Source organism: Corynebacterium sp. TAE3-ERU16 (assembly GCF_019209935.1).
Lineage (GTDB): Bacteria > Actinomycetota > Actinomycetes > Mycobacteriales > Mycobacteriaceae > Corynebacterium > Corynebacterium antarcticum.
In genome coordinates this window covers 1-18,097 of record NZ_JAHUTN010000005.1, presented here as the reverse complement: position 1 = coordinate 18,097, position 18,097 = coordinate 1, and the positions used below count along the sequence as shown (strand labels likewise).

General features: G+C 66.8%; 17 protein-coding genes. 9 read left to right on the top strand and 8 right to left on the bottom strand.

Going from position 1 to position 18,097, the window contains the following annotated elements; genetic code table 11:
* Positions 1-16: 16 nt before the first annotated feature.
* From KRX55_RS06425 to hflX, 3 genes are all read right to left on the bottom strand, one after another.
* Complete coding sequence (locus KRX55_RS06425) at positions 17-1,294, bottom strand: uracil-xanthine permease family protein (RefSeq protein WP_218406952.1); 1,278 nt, start codon at positions 1,292-1,294, stop codon at positions 17-19.
* Between the two features lie 98 nt (positions 1,295-1,392).
* Positions 1,393-2,958, bottom strand: a complete 1,566-nt coding sequence (locus KRX55_RS06420; RefSeq protein WP_218406951.1) for an amidase family protein — start codon at positions 2,956-2,958, stop codon at positions 1,393-1,395.
* 166 nt (positions 2,959-3,124) lie between these two features.
* Entirely contained in the window at positions 3,125-4,702 is a 1,578-nt protein-coding gene (hflX, locus tag KRX55_RS06415; RefSeq protein WP_218406950.1) for a GTPase HflX, read from the bottom strand.
* A gap of 144 nt (positions 4,703-4,846) precedes the next feature.
* On the opposite strand from hflX, the gene KRX55_RS06410 reads away from it, so the two are divergent.
* The 3 genes from KRX55_RS06410 to KRX55_RS06400 all read left to right on the top strand — a co-directional run bounded on the left by KRX55_RS06410 (position 4,847) and on the right by KRX55_RS06400 (position 6,640).
* On the top strand, positions 4,847-5,593 hold the full coding sequence (locus KRX55_RS06410; RefSeq protein ID WP_218406949.1) for a hypothetical protein: 747 nt from the start codon (positions 4,847-4,849) through the stop codon (positions 5,591-5,593).
* Positions 5,594-5,665: 72 nt separating this feature from the next.
* Positions 5,666-6,205 (top strand): hypothetical protein, encoded by a 540-nt coding sequence (locus tag KRX55_RS06405; RefSeq protein ID WP_218406948.1) that lies wholly within the window; start codon positions 5,666-5,668, stop codon positions 6,203-6,205.
* A 27-nt stretch (positions 6,206-6,232) separates the two neighbouring features.
* Positions 6,233-6,640, top strand: coding sequence for a hypothetical protein (locus KRX55_RS06400; RefSeq protein WP_218406947.1), 408 nt, complete (start codon positions 6,233-6,235; stop codon positions 6,638-6,640).
* Positions 6,641-6,697: 57 nt separating this feature from the next.
* Here KRX55_RS06400 and dapF read toward each other — a convergent pair whose 3' ends face one another.
* Genes dapF through KRX55_RS06385 form a run of 3 tightly spaced genes read right to left on the bottom strand, consistent with a single transcriptional unit; the run spans position 6,698 to position 9,141 of the window.
* Positions 6,698-7,597: a diaminopimelate epimerase gene (gene dapF / locus KRX55_RS06395; RefSeq protein ID WP_218406946.1), complete on the bottom strand. Its 900-nt coding sequence runs from the start codon at positions 7,595-7,597 to the stop codon at positions 6,698-6,700.
* 3 nt (positions 7,598-7,600) lie between these two features.
* Entirely contained in the window at positions 7,601-8,509 is a 909-nt protein-coding gene (miaA, locus tag KRX55_RS06390; protein ID WP_255567634.1) for a tRNA (adenosine(37)-N6)-dimethylallyltransferase MiaA, read from the bottom strand.
* Positions 8,506-9,141 (bottom strand): hypothetical protein, encoded by a 636-nt coding sequence (locus KRX55_RS06385; RefSeq protein WP_370625770.1) that lies wholly within the window; start codon positions 9,139-9,141, stop codon positions 8,506-8,508. Before KRX55_RS06385 ends, miaA begins: the two co-directional genes overlap by 4 nt.
* 162 nt (positions 9,142-9,303) lie before the next feature.
* Between KRX55_RS06385 and KRX55_RS06380 the strand changes: the two genes are divergently transcribed.
* Both KRX55_RS06380 and KRX55_RS06375 read left to right on the top strand, forming a co-directional pair.
* Positions 9,304-10,626 carry a DUF349 domain-containing protein gene (locus KRX55_RS06380; RefSeq protein WP_218406945.1) on the top strand — a complete coding sequence of 441 codons (1,323 nt, stop codon included), beginning with the start codon at positions 9,304-9,306 and terminating at the stop codon, positions 10,624-10,626.
* A gap of 46 nt (positions 10,627-10,672) precedes the next feature.
* Entirely contained in the window at positions 10,673-11,818 is a 1,146-nt protein-coding gene (locus KRX55_RS06375; RefSeq protein WP_218406944.1) for a GNAT family N-acetyltransferase, read from the top strand.
* Between the two features lie 6 nt (positions 11,819-11,824).
* On the opposite strand, the gene KRX55_RS06370 is transcribed toward KRX55_RS06375, so the two are convergent.
* Both KRX55_RS06370 and miaB read right to left on the bottom strand, forming a co-directional pair.
* Positions 11,825-12,604, bottom strand: a complete 780-nt coding sequence (locus KRX55_RS06370; protein ID WP_218406943.1) for an Rv2732c family membrane protein — start codon at positions 12,602-12,604, stop codon at positions 11,825-11,827.
* An 85-nt stretch (positions 12,605-12,689) separates the two neighbouring features.
* Entirely contained in the window at positions 12,690-14,231 is a 1,542-nt protein-coding gene (gene miaB / locus KRX55_RS06365; protein ID WP_218406942.1) for a tRNA (N6-isopentenyl adenosine(37)-C2)-methylthiotransferase MiaB, read from the bottom strand.
* A gap of 242 nt (positions 14,232-14,473) precedes the next feature.
* Here miaB and gluA point away from each other — a divergent pair, with 242 nt between their 5' ends.
* From gluA to KRX55_RS06345, 4 genes are all read left to right on the top strand, one after another.
* Entirely contained in the window at positions 14,474-15,202 is a 729-nt protein-coding gene (gluA, locus tag KRX55_RS06360) for a glutamate ABC transporter ATP-binding protein GluA (RefSeq protein WP_218407089.1), read from the top strand.
* A gap of 98 nt (positions 15,203-15,300) precedes the next feature.
* A complete protein-coding gene (locus KRX55_RS06355) occupies positions 15,301-16,188 on the top strand; it encodes a glutamate ABC transporter substrate-binding protein (RefSeq protein ID WP_218406941.1) in 888 nt (295 codons plus the stop codon).
* Between the two features lie 70 nt (positions 16,189-16,258).
* A complete protein-coding gene (locus KRX55_RS06350) occupies positions 16,259-16,942 on the top strand; it encodes an amino acid ABC transporter permease (protein WP_218406940.1) in 684 nt (227 codons plus the stop codon).
* On the top strand, positions 16,943-17,893 hold the full coding sequence (locus tag KRX55_RS06345) for an amino acid ABC transporter permease (protein ID WP_218406939.1): 951 nt from the start codon (positions 16,943-16,945) through the stop codon (positions 17,891-17,893).
* Positions 17,894-18,097 lie beyond the last annotated feature (204 nt).

Genomic DNA, 18,097 nt, shown 5'->3' with positions numbered 1-18,097 from the left:
CGAGCTCCGGGGCAGCTCAGAGAAACTGTCCTTCGCCGATGTGCCGGTAGAGCCGATTAAGGATCGGATACACGATGATGATGCCCGCGGAGCCCCAGGCGATCCCCTGGAGTTCCAGGCCGAACACGGTCAGTGTCAGGTTCCCGATCCCCGCGATCATCGCAACCGCCGCCGCCATCAGATTGACCGGGTTGTTGAAGTCGACCCGGTTGTCCTGCCAGATACGCACGCCCAACATCCCGATGAGACCGTAGAGCACGATGGTCGCACCACCCATGACACCCCCGGGAACGGTGTTGATGAGCGCCCCGAACTTCGGCACGAAAGCCAGTGCCACCGCGGTCGATGCGGCCACCCAGTAGGCTGCGGTGGAGTAGACCCGGGTCGCCGCCATGACGCCGATGTTCTCGGCGTAAGTCGTCGTCCCGGAACCGCCGAACCCGCCGGCGAGGGTCGTAGCCAGGCCGTCCGCGATGAGTGCGTCACCGGCGACATCATCGAGGTCTCTACCGGTCATGGCGGACACCGCCTTGACGTGACCGACGTTCTCCGCGATGAGCACGATGACAACAGGAAGGGTCACGAGCACCGCGGACACCTGGAACGACGGTGCGTGAAACGTGGGCAGACCGATCCAGTCGGCGGCGGCGACAGCTTCAGTGGCGCCCTCGCGGAGCTGCCCGCTGACCGCGGCGAACACCCAGCCGACGATGACCCCGATGAGAATTCCGAGCCTGGCGACCATCCCCCGACCGGCCACCGAACACAGCAGGATCACCGCGAGCGTCACGGCGGCGACACCGGGTTGCGCGGCGAAATCCGATGCGGCCACGGGAGCGAGGTTCAGTCCGATGAGTGCCACGATGGCGCCGGTCACGGCCGGCGGCATCACGGCGTCGAGGACCCGCTTGCCCGCGAGTTTGACCAGCACGCCGACGCCCACCAGAACCAGACCCGCGGCGACCACTCCACCGAGCTGCACAGCCAGCCCCTCCCCCTGGGTCGCGATGAGGGGCGCGATGAACGCGAAGGAACTGCCGAGGTAGCTGGGGAGCCTGTTCCTCGTGATCACGAGGAACAGCATCGTTCCGAGGCCCGAGAACAGCAGGGTCGTGTTGACGGGGAACCCGGTGAGCGTCGGGACCAGCAGAGTGGCACCGAACATCGCTATGACGTGTTGCATACCGATTCCGATGGTTCGCGGCCAGCTCAGCCTTTCCTCAGGGTTGACGACCGCACCGGGACTGATCTTCTTGCCGTCACCGTGGACGGTCCATCCGAATATTTGACTCACAGCGTGCCATTATCCGCCCCTCGGGGCGTTGCGGGCAATCCACCCCGCATCGAGGATCGTTAAGCGTGCTTTCAGGTCGATGCACGCCTCGTCCTCCGCTATCCGTCGAAGGGGCGCGCCGCCTCGACCCTGCGCGCGATCTCGAGCAGTGCAGCCGTGTCGCTCTCGGCGGTGTCGATGGTGACGGCGTACTTCCCGAACACATCGACCGCGAGGTTCTGTGTCACCGGAATCAGCGGCACGGTCGCGCGGGAGGAACCGCCTGCGGTGATCTCCGGCAGTCCTTCGGACCTGCCGACCAGTGCCACCGCTCCCTGTTCCTCCGTCTGCCGTCTGATCTTTCCGACGATCTCACGCCCGCGTTCGAGGATCTCGTCCGACTCCCCGAAACTCATCGGTGGTGTCAGTCCCGCCTCGATCAGGCTGAGTCCGTAGGGCGCGGCCTCCGGATGCTCCCGGTAGTACTCGACGAGATCGTCGAGGTTCTTGATGCGACCCGAGGCGTTCGCGGCGAAATAGGTCCCCATGGAGGTGCCGACACCGGCCACGAGAGCGTCCATGAACGGCAACTCCTTCAGCTCCGCGATACTCTGCTCGAGCTCCGGCGACGGCTCGACCACGGTGATCCCTGAGCGCCCGAGGGCCCCTACCAGAATCGGATCGAGGCCCAAACCGATGACGGTGAGTTCCCTGTCCGATTTCTTCGCCGGATCGATGCCGCAGGCTGACCGGAATCCGGTGACGAGGTCGGCAACGCTGCGCCCGAACACCCCGGGGGAATCGACACGGTCGTCGATCGGCACGATACCGCTGATGTCGCATTCGCCCCAGCCGGCCCTGGCTCCGTAGACCCCGGCGGCCACCGCCGGCTCGATGACGGAGCCCTGGGTCTCGGTGCCGAAGGTCAGGTCAGCGTAGTCGAGGGCTATCGCGGTGGCCGACCCGGTCGAACTGCCGCTGGGGTCCCGGTTCAACGGATCCCGCGCGTCGAGGGTCTGGCCTCCGACCGCACTGAACCCGTTGGGGTTGTCAACCGTGAGGAAGTTGGCGAGCTCACTGAGGTTCGCTCTACCCGCGACGATCGCGCCGGCCTCCCGGAGTTGCGCGACGAGCGGCGAATCCGTCTCGGCCACCGCGGAGTGCAGTGCTCTCGAGCCGGCGTCGTTCGGCAGTCCCGCGACGGCGATGTTCCCCTTGACGAGGACGACGGCGCCGCGGAGAGGCTGGTCCTGACTCGGACCGGCACCGCGGGCGTCCAACTCCGCGGCGACCTCGATCGCGTCGGGGTCGAGCTGCAGGACCGAACGGTAGTAACTGTTCGATTCCCGCATGTTCGCCACGTAGTAGGCCAGTGCCTCGGTGTTCGTCACCCGGAGTTCCCGCCGCGCCTGCGCCCGCCCGGCGAGATCACGCCCCTCGAAGGCGACGGAGATCTGGTGGCGTCGCTCCGGACTCAGATCCGCGAGGATGCTGTCGTAGGGCGCGTAGTCGATCTCCGTCTGACCGGCGTAGGTATTCACCTCTTCATCGAGTGTGAAGTCGCCGTCGACACGCCGATGGAGAGACCCGTCCCGGCTGCTGAGGTTGTTGTAGGTTATGACGCCGCCGACGGCGATGACGCCGATGGCGACTATCGAGGTGACGACTCTGGTTATCGTGCGCATGATCCGGCTCGTTTCTCTTGGACGGATTGACTGTGCCGCGGAAAAGAGGTCCTTCTCGGGTGGCGACGCATGTCGACCCGTCGTTCCCGGCATCTCCACATCGTTTCTACCTGCCCGGGCGGGCCGGCGTGGGATTACGTGGTTCCACTCCCCCGGGATCCGGGGATCACTCGCCCCCGGGATCCCGGGGGACGGCGAAGTCGGCGAGTTCCGCGGCAACCGGTTGCGGGAGCCGGACGTCCACCAGGGCCCCCTTTTCACCGTATGTCTCCGACAGCACGGTTCCCTGCTCGTGGAGCCTGGCGACGATGTCACCGCGACTGAACGGGATCTCGAGATGGACGTGGGCGTCGAGTGAGTTGAGGAACGCCTCGACCCGCTGTTCCAGTTCGGGTATCCCCTCTCCGGTGAGCGCCGAGACGAAGATGACGTCGTCGATGGCGTGCCGGAGTTCCGCGAGGACCAACGGATCCGCGGCGTCGATCTTGTTGACCACGATGAGCTCCGGCGGAGCCGGAACGTCGAGTTCCCGGACGATGTCGGTGATCACCCCGTTCACCGCCTCAATCTGCTTGAGCGGGAACGGATCCGATCCGTCCACGACGTGGAGGACCAGATCCGCCTCGACGACCTCCTCGAGGGTGGACCGGAACGCCTCGACGAGCTGCGTGGGCAGATGCCGGACGAATCCGACGGTGTCGGTGAACACGACCGCTCGACCGTCCGCGAGTTCCGCACGCCTGGTGGTGGGGTCCAGGGTCGCGAACAGGGCGTCCTCCACCAGCACCCCCGCACCTGTCATCGCGTTGATCAGCGAGGATTTTCCGGCGTTGGTGTATCCGGCGATGGCGATCTGGGGAATGGTCGAATTCCTGCGCTTGGCCCTCTTGATGTCCCGGGACGTCTTCATCCCGGACAGCTCACGTCGTAGCCTGGCCATGTCCTGGCGCAGCCGCCGGCGATCGGCCTCGATCTTCGTCTCACCGGGCCCACGCAACCCCACCCCACCGTTGGAACCGGCGCGACCGCCGGCCTGCCGGGACAGGGCGGAGCCCCAGCCACGCACACGCGTGATGAGGTACTCCATCTGCGCCAGGGAGACCTGCGCCTTGCCCTCCTTGGATTTCGCGTGCTGGGCGAAGATGTCGAGGATGAGCATGGTCCGGTCGATGACCTTGACGTCGAGGGCCTTCTCGAGGGCGATGAGCTGGCCCGAGGACAGTTCACCGTCACACACGACGGTGTCGGCTCCGGTGGCGGCCACGATCTCCCTGAGCTCGCGTACCTTGCCGGATCCGATGTAGGTCCCGGCGTCCGGGCGGTCCCGCTTCTGGTAGATCATCTCGACCACCTCGGAGCCCGCGGTCTCGGCCAGCGCCTTCAGCTCGGCCATCGTCGCCTCGATCTCCGCGGTCGTGCCCTCCGTCCAGACACCGACCAGGACGACACGCTCGAGCCGCAGCTTCCGGTACTCGACGTCGTAGCCGTCGGACTGCTCGGTGGTGTGGGTGTTGGCACCACGGGTCAACTTCCGGAGACTGGCGCGTGCCTCCAGATCGAGTTCACCGGTCGTCGGGTCCTGCGTCTGCGCTCCCGTGGCGGGAGGTGCCTGCCCGACGGCCTCGAGTTCGGTCTCGACCGCGGCACGGTCGCCGGTTCGGCCAGCGGATTCCTCCGGGGCGTAGCCCGCGACGTGGTCCCTGAAGGCGGCGGCGAGCAGGTCATCGTTGTTTCTCTGAGTCATTGTCGTCCATTGTGGCACAAACGCCCCGTGCGCAGTGACCGGGACCGTTCCGCGGCGCCGTACCCGCTATCGCGTCAACCGGTCTCCTCGGGGTGTGGGTCCCCGACACAACCGATCGGGACAGCAGCACCTAGAATCGGTGTCATGAGTGAAGATCTCGCAAGCATCGGCCTCCGGTACGACCGATGGCAGGACGCCGTCGAAGCCGCCATCGCCTCCGGACAACTCTCGGTGACGGGAGAGGTCCGGGGAGGCCAGTTGATACAGTTCGCCGACCCTTCGGGAGCCTGCATCAACATCCTGGCGGTGGAGCCGTTCGCCACCTGGGCCGGATTCGAATCCACCACGGAAGCTCTCGGACACGTCAACATGATCACCGACGTGCTGGCGTTCTGTGACGTCGTGACCGGGGATGGCGAGCAGATCGCCTCCATCACCACGAACCTCGCGCAGGGGCCCCTGCTCGTCGACGAGAATGTCCAGCAGTGGCAGCAACTCGCGATCACCGCCCTGGGCGTGGACACCACCGTGTACCCATCAGTCGGGGACTTCACGGCGGAGAAGGGGGGCGAGGTCGGGATGCTGGTTAGCCACGGAGCCGCTGTGGTCCTCTCGGGGGACGGATCACGTGTCCCGGACGCCGGGGCGACGCTCACCGCCGAGATCCGTTCCGCCGAATACCGGACGACGGCACTTTCCGGCCAGCGCTTCATCCACTGTGACATCGAGGCACCGTTCCCGATGGATCTCTGTCTCCCGGATGCACCGGAGCTGCCCGCCCAGGGGGCGGTCGTCGCAGGTACCGTCATGCTCACCGCCGCGGTCAGGATGCCCGCCGGTTGCGGATCCGGAGGCGGCGGCTGCGGCTGCGGATCCGGCGGATGCGGATAGTCCCGCCACCCGGACGAGCACGGACGGACGATTCGACCGTCACTCTCCCGAGCACTGAGGATGTGACCGACCATGGACGATGACGCACTCCCGGAACGGAGCACCAGCGGCAGTCCCGTCTCCGCGTGGCCGCTGGTGGCCACCGGTCTGCTCTGCGTTGTCCTCACGGCGTGGCTGAAACTCGAGGGCATCATCCTCGGGGCACTGATCATGTCGATGGCCTACTTCGTGCTCCGGCACCGGCCGGACGGTGCGGAGGCGGAGTCCCTGGCCACCTCCATCCGATTGTCCGCCGAGGACATCAGTGATGTCCTCGAGGAGTTCGAGCGGTTCCGCGACGGGACCGACGCGGATTCGGTGGCCGACCGCTCGCAGAAACGTCCCGCACTCGCGGATCCGGACTGCAGCCACCCCGACATCGAGACCTTCTACTTCGAGTACGGGACGGCCCGCCGATTCCTCGGGCGTCTCGACGAACGACTCACCGGTGACCTGAGCATCCCCCAGCTGGAGACACTGCTGGGGGTGACCGACCGGAGGGCACTCGAGCTCAGGGATGCCTGGGCGCAGGCACGACGTACCGCCCTCAGACTCGGCGTCGACTACGAATGACCGCGCAACCCCCCTAGGATGACCACCATGTCGCATCCCGTTGATCCACGTCCCACCACCGGAGACCCCGGAACCGAGCCAGCCCGTGGTTCGACCCCCGACGCCCTCGCCCACATTCCCGACGGCAACGGCATCGCGATCCTCGCCCTGTGCGTGGCTGGTCTCCTGGGTGTCGGTTTCCCGCTCTACCAGGAGCACCCGTTACTCCAGTGGATCCTGTTCAGCCTGTCTGCCCTGCTGGGACTTCTCGCGGTACGCCGGGCGTTGCGGCTACCCCGCGGTCAGCACGGCCGCAGGCTCGCCATGTCGATCGCGGCCGTGCTCATCTCACTGTTCATGCTGTGCTTCACGGTCTGGCTGGAGTTCTACGTCATCCGCGGCGGTAACCCGATCCCGGGTCTCGAGCAGTTCGTGACGGTACCGGGGCAGGCCTGACCCCGGACAATGCGGAACCCGGTGAGTCGTCTCCGGCCGCGTCCGGGAACCCGGCCCCTAGCCCCGCTCCTCGGCGACGTCGAGCGCCTCCCGGTCGATGACCCCCTCCGCGACGATCGCCGACGGACCGGTGATTGTCGATCCGTCCTCCCGGACGACGACCGTGATCTCCCCACCGGGGACGACGACGGTCACCTCCCCGGTGACCTCACCGGCGTCGGCGAGCGCCGCGACCGCGGCCGCCACCGTACCGGTACCGCAGGAGAGCGTCTCGCCTGCACCACGTTCGTGGACCCGCATGTGGACGCGACCGTCGGCGAGCTCGGTGAGAATCTCCACGTTGGCCCCGGCCGGGAAGAACTCCGGATCGAGTTCGAAGGAGCGGTCCACGGGGAGTGCCGCCAGTTCCACCGGGTCCAGGCCAGGCAGCACGCAGGCGAGATGCGGGTTGCCCATGTCGACCCCGATACCGGCGAAGCGCTGGCCCGAGACGGTGCAGGTACTCACACCGGTCACCTCCGGCATGCCCATCTCCACGGTGATCTCCGCTGAGGTGCCGGAGCATTTCCCGATCCGGACCTGCCGGAGTCCGGCTCTGGTGCCCACCCGCACGGTGTCCCCGTCGACCGTCCCGCTCGACCGGAGCCAGTGTGCGAACACCCGCACGCCGTTCCCGCACATCTCCGCCGTCGTGCCGTCGGCGTTGCGGTAGTCCATGAACCAGTCTCCCGTGGCGACCCCGCCGGGCAGGGTGCCGAGGACACCGGTGTCGACCAGATCCCCGGCACGTGCGACCCGCAGGACACCGTCTGCACCGATACCCCGGTGCCGGTCACAGAGTGCGCGGATGAGCCCCTGTGAAAGATCTGTCCGAGCCTCGGGATCGGGCAGGATGATGAAGTCGTTGCCCGTACCGTGGCCTTTCGCGAAGGAGAGCTGTCGTCGCTGGTTCGTCATGGGTCACGAGTCTAGCGATTCGAGCGCCTGCGCCACCGTGTCACCCGCCGCGTCCAGCCAGACGGTCCTCGGGTCACGCCGGAACCAGCTCCGCTGCCGCCGCACGTACCGCCTGGTACCGGTGATCGTCCGTTCCACCATCTCCACGGCCGTGAGCTCACCGCGGTGATGGGCGAACACCTGTGCGTATCCGATCGCACGCCCGGCCGTGGACTCCGCGACGAGCCCCGATTCCCGCAGTCGTTCAACCTCGTCGACGAGGCCTTCGTCGAACATCCGGCGGGTCCTGAGCTCGATCCTGGGATTCAGCCAGTCGGGTTCCGTCGCCAGGCCCAGGATCCGGGTCCCCCACCGGGGCGGCGCATCGATCGGTGGCTGCGAGGCGGCGAACGGTCGACCCGTCAGTTCAATGACCTCGAGCGCCCGGACCGTCCGGCGCGGATCATTCGCCTCGATCACAGCGGCGGCCGCGGGGTCCACCGCCGCGAGTTCCGCATGGAGCGCGGTGACACCGATCTCGTCGAGCCGCGTCGCGTACCTCGCGCGGACCTCCGGGTCGGTGGGCGGGAAGTTCCAGTCGTCGACGAGCGCCTGAACGTAGAGCATCGATCCACCGACGAGAACCGGGGTCCTGCCCCGCCCGAGGATCTCCTCGACGTCGGAGACCGCCTCCCTCTGGTAGCGGGCGACGCTGGCCGTCTCGGTGACGTCGAGAACGTCGATCTGGTGGTGCGGAACGCCCTCCCGCTCCGGGACCGACAGCTTGGCGGTACCGATGTCCATGCCCCGGTAGAGCTGCATCGAATCGACGTTGACCACCTCACCGTCGAGCGCGCGCGCGAGAGCTATCCCGAGCGCCGACTTTCCCGAGGCGGTGGGGCCCACGACGGCGACCGGAACCGGGATCTTCATGCGCCGGCCCCCCATTCCGCGACGTAGCGGCCGACTCCGGTGGTCGTATCCGCGGCGACGAGTTCCGCCCGGATCGGATGGACATCGGCGAGTTCCATCCAGAGATCCGGTTCGATGACTCCCCCCTCACGTAGTTCACCCGGGGTCATCGCCTCTGGCGAGTCTCCCGCCAGCAGCGCCCGGCACCAGGCGTCGACGGTTTCCGCCCCGTCGATCAGCGCCAACGGTGCCCTATCGGTCAGCCCCGCGGACCCGTCGACCGCGACCATCGTGAGAACTCCGGGGTCGGGGTGGCCGAGGGCACCGCGGACGTCGACGACCCGCCCCCGGTTCCCCGGCCCCAGCAGGAAACGCTGGACCAGCTCCGGGAGGTACCGCCCCTCCCCGACGTTCACCGTGGCATCACCCCACGCGGCGAACGTACCCCTGTGGCTGGTCCACCATCGGGGATCCCGGGATCCGACGAGGTGCACGGGGAGATCTCCGTGTCGGGAGAGAATCCGTTCCGTCGCGGTCCGCAGCCGGACACCGGCGGGATCGGCGTCGCCGGACAGAACGAGCGCCGGACTCGCCGGCACGACGATCACGGGGCCCGTACGGTTTCCGCGGTCGGAGGCTGCTGTTTCAGTCACGGGACCAGACTAAACCACCGGTTTCACCGACTCCCGTCCGCCGTATCTTCACGCTGCTAACCCCGGGGCTGTATTCTCGATGGGAGAGACCCTAACTTCCGGTACTCCGCACCTTTCACGGCTGCCGTGTCGCGCGGCGATGACTCCCTAAGGACGCTGACCATGAGCACGAACTCCACCCCCAAGCCCGGTCCCCGACCGGGCCCCCGGCCCGGCGCCATGCCTGCCGTCCGCCCGCAGAAGCCGGCGGCACCGCTGATCTCGCGGAGCGACCCGAGCAAGTGGGGCAGGGTCGATGAGAGTGGGAACGTGTACGTCACCACCGGCGACGGCGAACGCCTGGTCGGCTCCTGGCAGGCGGGCACTCCGGAAGAGGGGCTGGCCCACTACGGCGTCCGGTTCGACGATCTGGCCACCGAGGTGGAGCTCCTGGAGACCCGTCTCAAAGCTCACCCCGATGAGGCCCAGAACATCCGGGAAACCGCGGTTCAGCTCCGGGAGAGCCTGCCGACCGCGTCGGTGGTCGGAGACCTCGATGGACTCGATCGCCGGCTCGGGGAGATCATCCGTGAGGCCGAGGAGGCCAGCGAGCAGGTGAAGGCCGAGAAGGAGCAGCGCCGGGCGAACGCCATCGCCCGCAAGGAGGAGCTCGCCGCCGAAGCGGAGGACATCGGGGAGAAGTCGACGGAGTGGAAGGCCGCCGGGGACCGGCTCCGGGACATCCTCACCGAATGGAAGTCGATCCGCGGAATCGACCGGAAGACCGATGACGCCCTCTGGAAACGGTACTCACGTGCCCGCGACGCCTTCAACCGGCGCCGGGGTTCGCATTTCGCCGAGCTGGACCGCGGCCGGGCCGCGGCACGGCGGGCGAAGGAAGCCCTCGTCGAGCGCGCGGAGGCACTCAAGGACTCGACGGACTGGAATGAGACGGCCCGTGCCTTCCGCGATCTCATGACCGAGTGGAAGGCGGCCGGACGCGCTCCCCGCGACGTCGACGACAAGCTCTGGGCCGCATTCAAGGCCGCGCAGGACCACTTCTTCGAGGCGCGCAACGCCCTCAACGAGGAACGCGACCGTGAATTCGAGGAGAATGCCTCCCGGAAGGAGGCGCTGCTCGCCGAGTACGGGCCCCAGATCCAGCCGGAGCGGGATCTCGAGGGGGCCCGGGCGAAGCTGCGCGAGCTCCAGGAGAAGTGGGAGGAGATCGGGTTCGTCCCCCGGGGACGGATCCGGGAGTTCGAGGACAAGATCGGTGCCGTCGAACGGCGGGTCGCCGACGCCGCCGACGATCAGTGGCGTCGCACCGATCCGGCGGCTGAGGCCCGTGCGGCGCAGTTCGAGGAGAAGGTGCGCGACTTCACCGCACAGGCGGAGGCCGCGGAGGCCCGTGGCAACGCGAAGAAGGCGGAGAAACTCCGGGCCCAGGCGGCCCAGTGGTCCGAATGGGCGGAAACGGCCCGGGCCGCCATCGGGGAACGCTAGACGCCACGACGCAGGGGCGCATGGTTGGACGATAGACTGTCCTCCCATGCGCCCCGTCCAATTCACCACTCCCCCGCTCGGTTCGCCCCCGGATACGGCGTCGATGTCCCTCCGCCACTGGGCGCTGATGCTCGGCGTCCACGGGCAACAGGTCACCGGAACCACGGACGCGTCCGTGTCGGTGGACTCGGTCCTGAACACCCTGTCCGGTGGCCCGGACGTCCGGGTGATCGGTCTCGCCGTCGTCGACGATGACGACCCCGTGACAGCCCACGCCATCGCGACGGCCGACATCTCCGATCTCGGGTACCCGCTCATTCCCTCCACCGGTGACGATCCCGCGCCGGTGGCCTACGCGTGGGCCGTGATCTCGGTTCCGCTCCGGGAGAACCTGTCGGTGTGCGGTGTGGAGATCACCCTCGACGTCCCGTACCTGCCGCTTCCCGGTGAACGACTGGGCGACGAGGGGCGGGATGCGGTCGACGCGATCATCACCGAGGTCGGGGAGATCTGCGGGTTCCTCGGCAGGAGTGTGATCCAGATACGGCAGTTGACGGATGCGGATCCGACCGCCGGGGATCCCCTGGATGCCCTCTACCGCACCCGTGGATTCGTTCCCGCACTGGTCGAGGAACAGGCTGCGGTGCCGGTGCCTGCACGGCCGCAAACATGCGACCTCCCGGCCGGATATTCGGGCAGGATTCTCGAAGGAATGAACCCGGTGGACGCGGAACCGGGTGTCACGGACGGCCTGTGCAGGCTGCTCGAGATGTTCTCCGCCGATCTGCCGCTGGAGGATCTGGTCTCCGAGTCACAACGCTGGGACGGTGCCCGACTGGAACGGGTGGACGCCGACACCCGCTGCACCGGGCGGACGGTCGTCTGGGCGATGGTGTTCGACAGATCCGGGACGCCCGTGGCGGCATCAGCGTTCTCCCGGGACCCCGCGGACTCCCCCGATGTCGCCGCACAGATGATGACCGTGGTCCACCGCGAGCACCGCGGCCGGGGCCTCGCCCGGGCGGTGAAGAACGCCCTGCTCGGCGCCGCCCGCGACAGGGGGATCCGGCGCATCCACACGGCCACGGCCACCGGATCGAGGAGGATCCGTGCGCTCAACGCGGAATACGGCGCGGACCCGAGGGCCCGTGACGTCTACTGGCAGAAACGCCTCGGAGCCCGCGAAAGCTAGGGCGGATCAGACGGTTCCCTCGACGGACCCCTCGGGGTGGTCCCGGCCCTCACGGCGCGCCCGGTCCCGGTTGGCCCGGCGCCGCTTCGCCGCACGCGAGCGTCGATCATCCGCGTAGACGTCGTGACTGTCGCGGTCCACCTGGGCCGCCAGCAGTTCCTCCTGGACCTTGTGCACCGCACTGGCCTGCGGCGTCTGTCTCCGTGCCTCCGCAAGCGCACTCTGGAAGCTGGAACGCCGGAGCACGATGCGGGTCAGACTCAGCGCCACCACCGTCACGCTGACCGCGCCGAGAACCAGTCCGTAGGACGGCCCGACCCCGGGCTCCGTCGGGGGCCGGGACTGGCGCATCCAGATCGCGAACAGCGAGTAGAACATGGACGCACCGGAGCAGAACCACGACAGGTAGGCGATCAACGACGACCGGGTGAGGATCGTCGCACCGGTGAGCAGCAGGACACCGGTCACCCCGGTCCAGACGTAGATGCGTTCCGGCCACGTGGTGACGAAGGCCTTCGCGGTGTCGGAGAAGAACAGCACATCCAGTCCGAGCACCTGACCGGAGTGCGGTAGGAAGAGAGACATGAGGAATCCGAGCATCCCGAGTCCGAGGAACACCTGCTGCGGCCCGAGATACAGGGTCTGGGCCGCCTGCTTCTCGGCGTTCGGCAGATCGTCCATGTAGGGGGCGAGCTTCTCGGCCCGCAGACGTCGACGTTTCTCGACCGCGGATTCTTCCGGGTCTCCGGCAACGGAGTGCTCCCGGGAGGGGTTGTTGTCACTCACGGCGTCGGGGTGCTCCTTAATTCGGTGATCTGATTCCTGCGGTGGACACATTCAACTATGCCACCCGTGTGCGGAACAGCGGTTTTCAGCACCCGCAACCCGTGTCGGACGGCCACGCGGCGGGTCGTCCGAACGCGGGCAGCCCCAGGCCGACGCCCGTCGGCCCGGTGGTGGGGGTCCTCCCCGCCTCGGACATGTCACCGGCGGTGGTCCGGCGGTGCGTGAGCACCCCGTCGTCCGCTATCAGGTAGTGCGGCGCCGAGGACGTCACCGTCGCGGTGACGATGTCACCGGGCCGGATCGCCCGGTCGATGGCCGCCGGGTTCCGCGGTGCCGCGACGGGGTTCAGGTGGACGAGGCGACCGTCCCGCGCCCGCCCGGATATCCGGTTGGTCCGGTCGTTCTTCCGTCCTCCGTCAGTCTGGATCAGCAGTTCCACGTCGGTGCCGACGAGAGTGGCGTTCTCCTCGGCGCAGATCCGCTCCTGGAGCGCCATGAGCCGCTCGAAGCGCTCCTGGACGATCTCCTTCGGAATCTGGTCATCGTAACCGGCGGCCGGGGTTCCGGGACGGGGGCTGTACTGGAAGGTGAACGCGGAGCTGAATCGGCTGGCCTCCACCACATCCAGGGTCGCCTGGAAGTCCTCCTCGGTCTCGCCGGGGAATCCCACGATGATGTCGGTCGTGATCGCGGCGTGCGGGATCTTGGACCGAACCTCCTCGAGGATTCCGAGGAACTTCTTCGACCGGTAGCTCCGCCGCATGGCCTTCAGTACCCGGTCGGAACCGGACTGGAGCGGCATGTGCAACTGCGGGCAGATGTTGGGGGTCTCCGCCATCGCGTCGATCACGTCGGAGGTGAACTCCGCGGGGTGCGGGGAGGTGAAGCGCACACGCTCGAGCCCCTCGATGTCACCGCAGGCCCGCAGCAGTTTCGAGAACGCCGAGCGGTCACGTTCGAGCTCCGGATCCGCGAAGTGTACGCCGTAGGCGTTGACGTTCTGACCGAGGAGCGTCACCTCGACGACACCCTGGTCGACCAGGGCCTGCACCTCGGCGAGGATGTCCCCCGGGCGGCGGTCGGCTTCCCTGCCACGGAGTGACGGGACGATGCAGAAGGTGCAGGTGTTGTTGCACCCGACCGAGACGCTGACCCATCCCGCGTACGCGGACTCCCGTTTCGCCGGCAGCACGGAGGGGAACTGCTCCAGGGAGTCGACGATCTCGACCGCCGCCTCCCGGTTGTGGGCCGCCCGGTCCAGCAGCGCGGGGAGCGAGCCGATGTTGTGGGTACCGAAGACGACGTCGACCCAGGGAGCCTTCTCGACCACGACCTGTCTGTCCTTCTGCGCCAGGCAACCACCGACCGCGATCTGCATGTCCGGCCTGGTGCGCTTGACCGCACGCAGCGCACCGAGGCTGCCGTAGAGACGCTGATCGGCGTTCTCCCGGACCGCGCAGGTGTTGAATACGACGAGGTCCGGGTCGGCGCCGGTCCGGGCCCGTTCGTAGCCGGCCTCCTCGAGGAGTCCCGCCAACCGTTCCGAATCGTGGACGTTCATCTGGCAGCCGAAGGTACGGACCTCGTACGTGCGACTGGGCTGGGATGTCAGATTCTGCTGCAACACAATGGCCAATCATAACCCCTAGTACCCCCATAGACCGATCCCCGGCACACCCCGTACGCAACCACGGATGATCCCGGCGGCGAACGCCTGAAACAGGGCTGGACAGCGGGAAGAAGAATACCCCCGATTCACCAAAAGCGCTGAAAACGCCGCGTCCGTCGAAATGGCGACCACCCCCCGGAGAGGATATGTGGCCTGTATTACATTAAGCTTGATCTATGGCGAACAACACTACCGACACCATGATCCGCATGCGGAACGTGGAAAAGTACTTCGATGACTTCCACGCGCTGAAGGACATCAACCTCGACGTCCCCAGAGGGCAGGTCGTCGTCGTGCTGGGTCCGTCCGGTTCGGGTAAATCCACCCTGTGCCGGACGATCAACCGCCTAGAGACGATCGACTCCGGCGAGATCTACATCGACGGCGAGCTCCTCCCCGAGGAGGGGAAGGAGCTCGCCCGTCTGCGTGCGGACGTCGGCATGTGTTTCCAGTCCTTCAACCTGTTTCCCCACCTGACCATCAAACGGAACGTGACACTTGCCCCGATGAAGGTCCGCGGGATCAAGCGGGAGGAGGCGGACGCCGAGGCGATGCGCCTGCTCGAGAGAGTGGGCATCGCCGAACAGGCCGACAAGTATCCGGCACAGCTGTCGGGTGGCCAGCAGCAACGTGTCGCCATCGCGCGGGCGTTGGCGATGAATCCGAAGGTCATGCTCTTCGATGAGCCGACCTCGGCACTCGATCCGGAGATGGTCAACGAGGTCCTCGACGTCATGACCGACCTCGCCAGCGGTGGCATGACGATGGTCGTCGTCACCCACGAGATGGGTTTCGCACGCAAGGCCGCCGACCGGGTGCTCTTCATGGATGCGGGGGCGATCGTCGAGGACACCGATCCCGCAACCTTCTTCGACAGCCCCGAATCAGACCGGGCCAAGGACTTCCTCGGGAAGATCCTCGGCCACTGAGACCCCGGGGCTTTCCCCCACCCACACTCTTCCCACGGCGTCACCGACGCCCCTGGGCCGGAGCGGGAATCCCGCTCCATGAACAGTTAAGGACACTCATGAACAAGTTCATCAGAAACACCCTCGCCATAACCGCCGCCGGCGCCATGGCTCTCTCCCTCGCGGCGTGCGGCGACAGCAACGACTCTGACAGCGCCGGCCTGCTCGGGGCCATCGAGTCGGGCAAGGTCAACGTCGGAACCAAGTTCGATCAGCCGGGCCTCGGCCTGCGTACACCCGACGGAACCTTCACGGGACTCGACGTCGACGTCGCGACCTACGTCGTCAACCACATCGCCGAGGAGAACAACTGGAACACCCCGGAGATCACGTGGAAGGAGACCCCTTCCGCGCAGCGTGAGACCATGATCAAGAACGGCGAGGTCGACATGATCGCCGCCACCTACTCGATCAACGCGTCCCGCGCCGAAGCAGTGAACTTCGCCGGCCCGTACCTGATCACCCACCAGGCGCTTCTGGTGCGCAAGGACGACGACAAGATCTCATCCCTCGAGGATCTCGATCGTGGCGGAAAGCTCTGCTCCGTCTCCGGCTCCACCCCCGCGCAGAAGGTCAAGGACGCCCTGCCCGGCGTCCAGCTGCAGGAATACGACACCTACGCATCCTGCGTCGAGGCGCTCAGCCAGGGCAAGGTCGACGCAGTGAGTACGGACGCGACGATCCTGTACGGCTACGCCTCCCAGTACGACGGCCAGTTCAGCGTCATCGAGATGGTCAAGCCGGACGGCGAGGCTTTCACCGACGAGTACTACGGCATCGGAATGATGAAGGACGACGCAGCCGCGACCGACGCCGTCAACGAGGCGCTGAGCGAGATGTACTCCTCCGGTGAGTTCATCAAGTTCCTGAACAAGAACCTCGGCGACGACGCCTCCGTGGTCGAAGAGGGAACCCCCGGAGACCTCTCCTTCCTGACCGCAAAGTAGAACGAACACCGGGAGGGGGTCGGTGCACACCGGCCCCCTCCTCGACACCGATAAGGAGTCTGCTCCGCTTATGAACGCCATGTGGAACGACCTCGCGCCGGCCCTCTGGCCCGCGTTCTGGGTCACCATTCAACTGACGGTCCTGTCGGCCATCGGCAGTTTTCTGCTCGGTACGGTGCTCACCGCGATGCGGGTCTCCCCGGTCTCGATCATGCGCCGGCTGTCCGTTCTCTACATCAACACGGTACGGAACACGCCACTGACGCTGATCGTCCTGTTCTGTTCGATCGGGTTGTACGGGAATCTCGGGCTGACGCTCGCCCCGGACAACTCCCACTTCATCGAGTCGAACAACTTCCGGCTCGCGGTCCTGGGATTCGTCCTCTACACCTCCGCCTTCGTCGCGGAGTCGCTGCGATCGGGAATCAACACCGTCCACTTCGGACAGGCCGAGGCCGCCCGGTCACTGGGCCTGACCTTCCCGCAGATCTTCGGATCGGTGATCTTCCCCCAGGCCCTGCGGGCGGCGATCGTTCCGCTGGGAAACACCCTGATCGCCCTGACCAAGAACACGACGGTGGCCTCGGTCATCGGTGTCGCCGAAGCGTCGCTGCTGATGAAGGCCACCATCGAGAACCACGCTGCGCAGGGATTCCTGATATTCGGGATCTTCGCCCTCGGGTTCCTCATCCTCACGCTGCCCATGGGTCTCCTGGTCAGCCATTACTCGACGACATTGGCGGTGAAGAACTAAATGAGCAGCAGCGTACGCGCAACGGTTCTCTACGACGCTCCCGGCCCCAAGGGCCGGCGACTGAACCGGATCCTGACGGTCATCACTCTCCTGGGAGCGCTGGCTATCGGGGTCTGGATACTCCAGGTTCTCAACGACAACAGCCAGCTCGAAGGAGAGAAGTGGACTCCCTTCCTGAAGTCCACCACGTGGACGACCTATCTCCTTCCCGGCCTGTGGGGGACACTGAAATCGGCGTTCTGCTCGATCATCCTCGCGCTCGTCCTCGGTACCCTCCTCGGCCTGGGGCGCCTCTCCCCCAACCGGCTGATCTCGGTTTTCTGCGGGATCATCGTCGAGTTCTTCCGCGCGATCCCGGTGCTGATCCTCATGATCTTCGCCTACCAGATGTTCGCGCTCTACAACCTCGTGCCGTCCTCCCAGCTGGCGTTCTCCGCCGTGGTCTTCGGTCTGACGATGTACAACGGCTCGGTGATCGCCGAGATCCTCCGTTCCGGGATCAGGTCACTGCCCAAGGGGCAGATGGAGGCCGCCCGGGCGCTGGGGCTGTCACACCGAAAGGCGACCTGGTCGATCCTTCTTCCCCAGTCGGTCGCCGCGATGCTGCCGGCGTTGATCTCGCAGATGGTCATCGCCCTCAAGGACGCGGCCCTCGGTTACCAGATCGGCTACATCGAGATCGTCCGTTCCGGTCTGCAGTCGGCGTCCGCCTACCGCAACTACTTCCCCGCACTCATCATGGTCGCCGTCATCATGATCATGATCAACTACGCCCTGACGCGCCTGGCGGAGCGCATCGAACGGCAGCTACGGGCGGGACGCGCGCGCAAGCTGATCGTCGCGAAGGTTCCGGAGCATCCCGACCAGGGCGTGGAAACCAAGGACCGGGCCGTCATCGACTGGCACGAGCCGTCCCACCGCGACCTGCGCACGCAGACGCAGGGAGAGTGATTCCCCGACCACGGAGCTGACTCCTGCCGTCGGCATGGAGTCGATCTGCCGGGGAGCCGGAGGTGGGGGGGGGGGGGGGGGGGGGGGGGGGGGGGGGGGGCCCCCCCCCCCCACAACCACACCACAACACACCCACCGCGCACGCAGAGAAACACAACGCGAAGCCAGACCACGCCCCACACCCGCCAAGAGCCACAGACTGAA

What these genes read in the sequence shown, in the direction of transcription:
- KRX55_RS06420 (WP_218406951.1), bottom strand. Translation starts at nt 2,958, where the DNA reads ATGCGCACGATAACCAGAGTCGTCACCTCGATAGTCGCCATCGGCGTC.
- hflX (WP_218406950.1), bottom strand. Translation starts at nt 4,702, where the DNA reads ATGACTCAGAGAAACAACGATGACCTGCTCGCCGCCGCCTTCAGGGAC.
- KRX55_RS06410 (WP_218406949.1), top strand. Translation starts at nt 4,847, where the DNA reads ATGAGTGAAGATCTCGCAAGCATCGGCCTCCGGTACGACCGATGGCAG.
- KRX55_RS06405 (WP_218406948.1), top strand. Translation starts at nt 5,666, where the DNA reads ATGGACGATGACGCACTCCCGGAACGGAGCACCAGCGGCAGTCCCGTC.
- KRX55_RS06400 (WP_218406947.1), top strand. Translation starts at nt 6,233, where the DNA reads ATGTCGCATCCCGTTGATCCACGTCCCACCACCGGAGACCCCGGAACC.
- dapF (WP_218406946.1), bottom strand. Translation starts at nt 7,597, where the DNA reads ATGACGAACCAGCGACGACAGCTCTCCTTCGCGAAAGGCCACGGTACG.
- miaA (WP_255567634.1), bottom strand. Translation starts at nt 8,509, where the DNA reads ATGAAGATCCCGGTTCCGGTCGCCGTCGTGGGCCCCACCGCCTCGGGA.
- KRX55_RS06380 (WP_218406945.1), top strand. Translation starts at nt 9,304, where the DNA reads ATGAGCACGAACTCCACCCCCAAGCCCGGTCCCCGACCGGGCCCCCGG.
- KRX55_RS06375 (WP_218406944.1), top strand. Translation starts at nt 10,673, where the DNA reads ATGCGCCCCGTCCAATTCACCACTCCCCCGCTCGGTTCGCCCCCGGAT.
- gluA (WP_218407089.1), top strand. Translation starts at nt 14,474, where the DNA reads ATGATCCGCATGCGGAACGTGGAAAAGTACTTCGATGACTTCCACGCG.
- KRX55_RS06355 (WP_218406941.1), top strand. Translation starts at nt 15,301, where the DNA reads ATGAACAAGTTCATCAGAAACACCCTCGCCATAACCGCCGCCGGCGCC.
- KRX55_RS06350 (WP_218406940.1), top strand. Translation starts at nt 16,259, where the DNA reads ATGAACGCCATGTGGAACGACCTCGCGCCGGCCCTCTGGCCCGCGTTC.
- KRX55_RS06345 (WP_218406939.1), top strand. Translation starts at nt 16,943, where the DNA reads ATGAGCAGCAGCGTACGCGCAACGGTTCTCTACGACGCTCCCGGCCCC.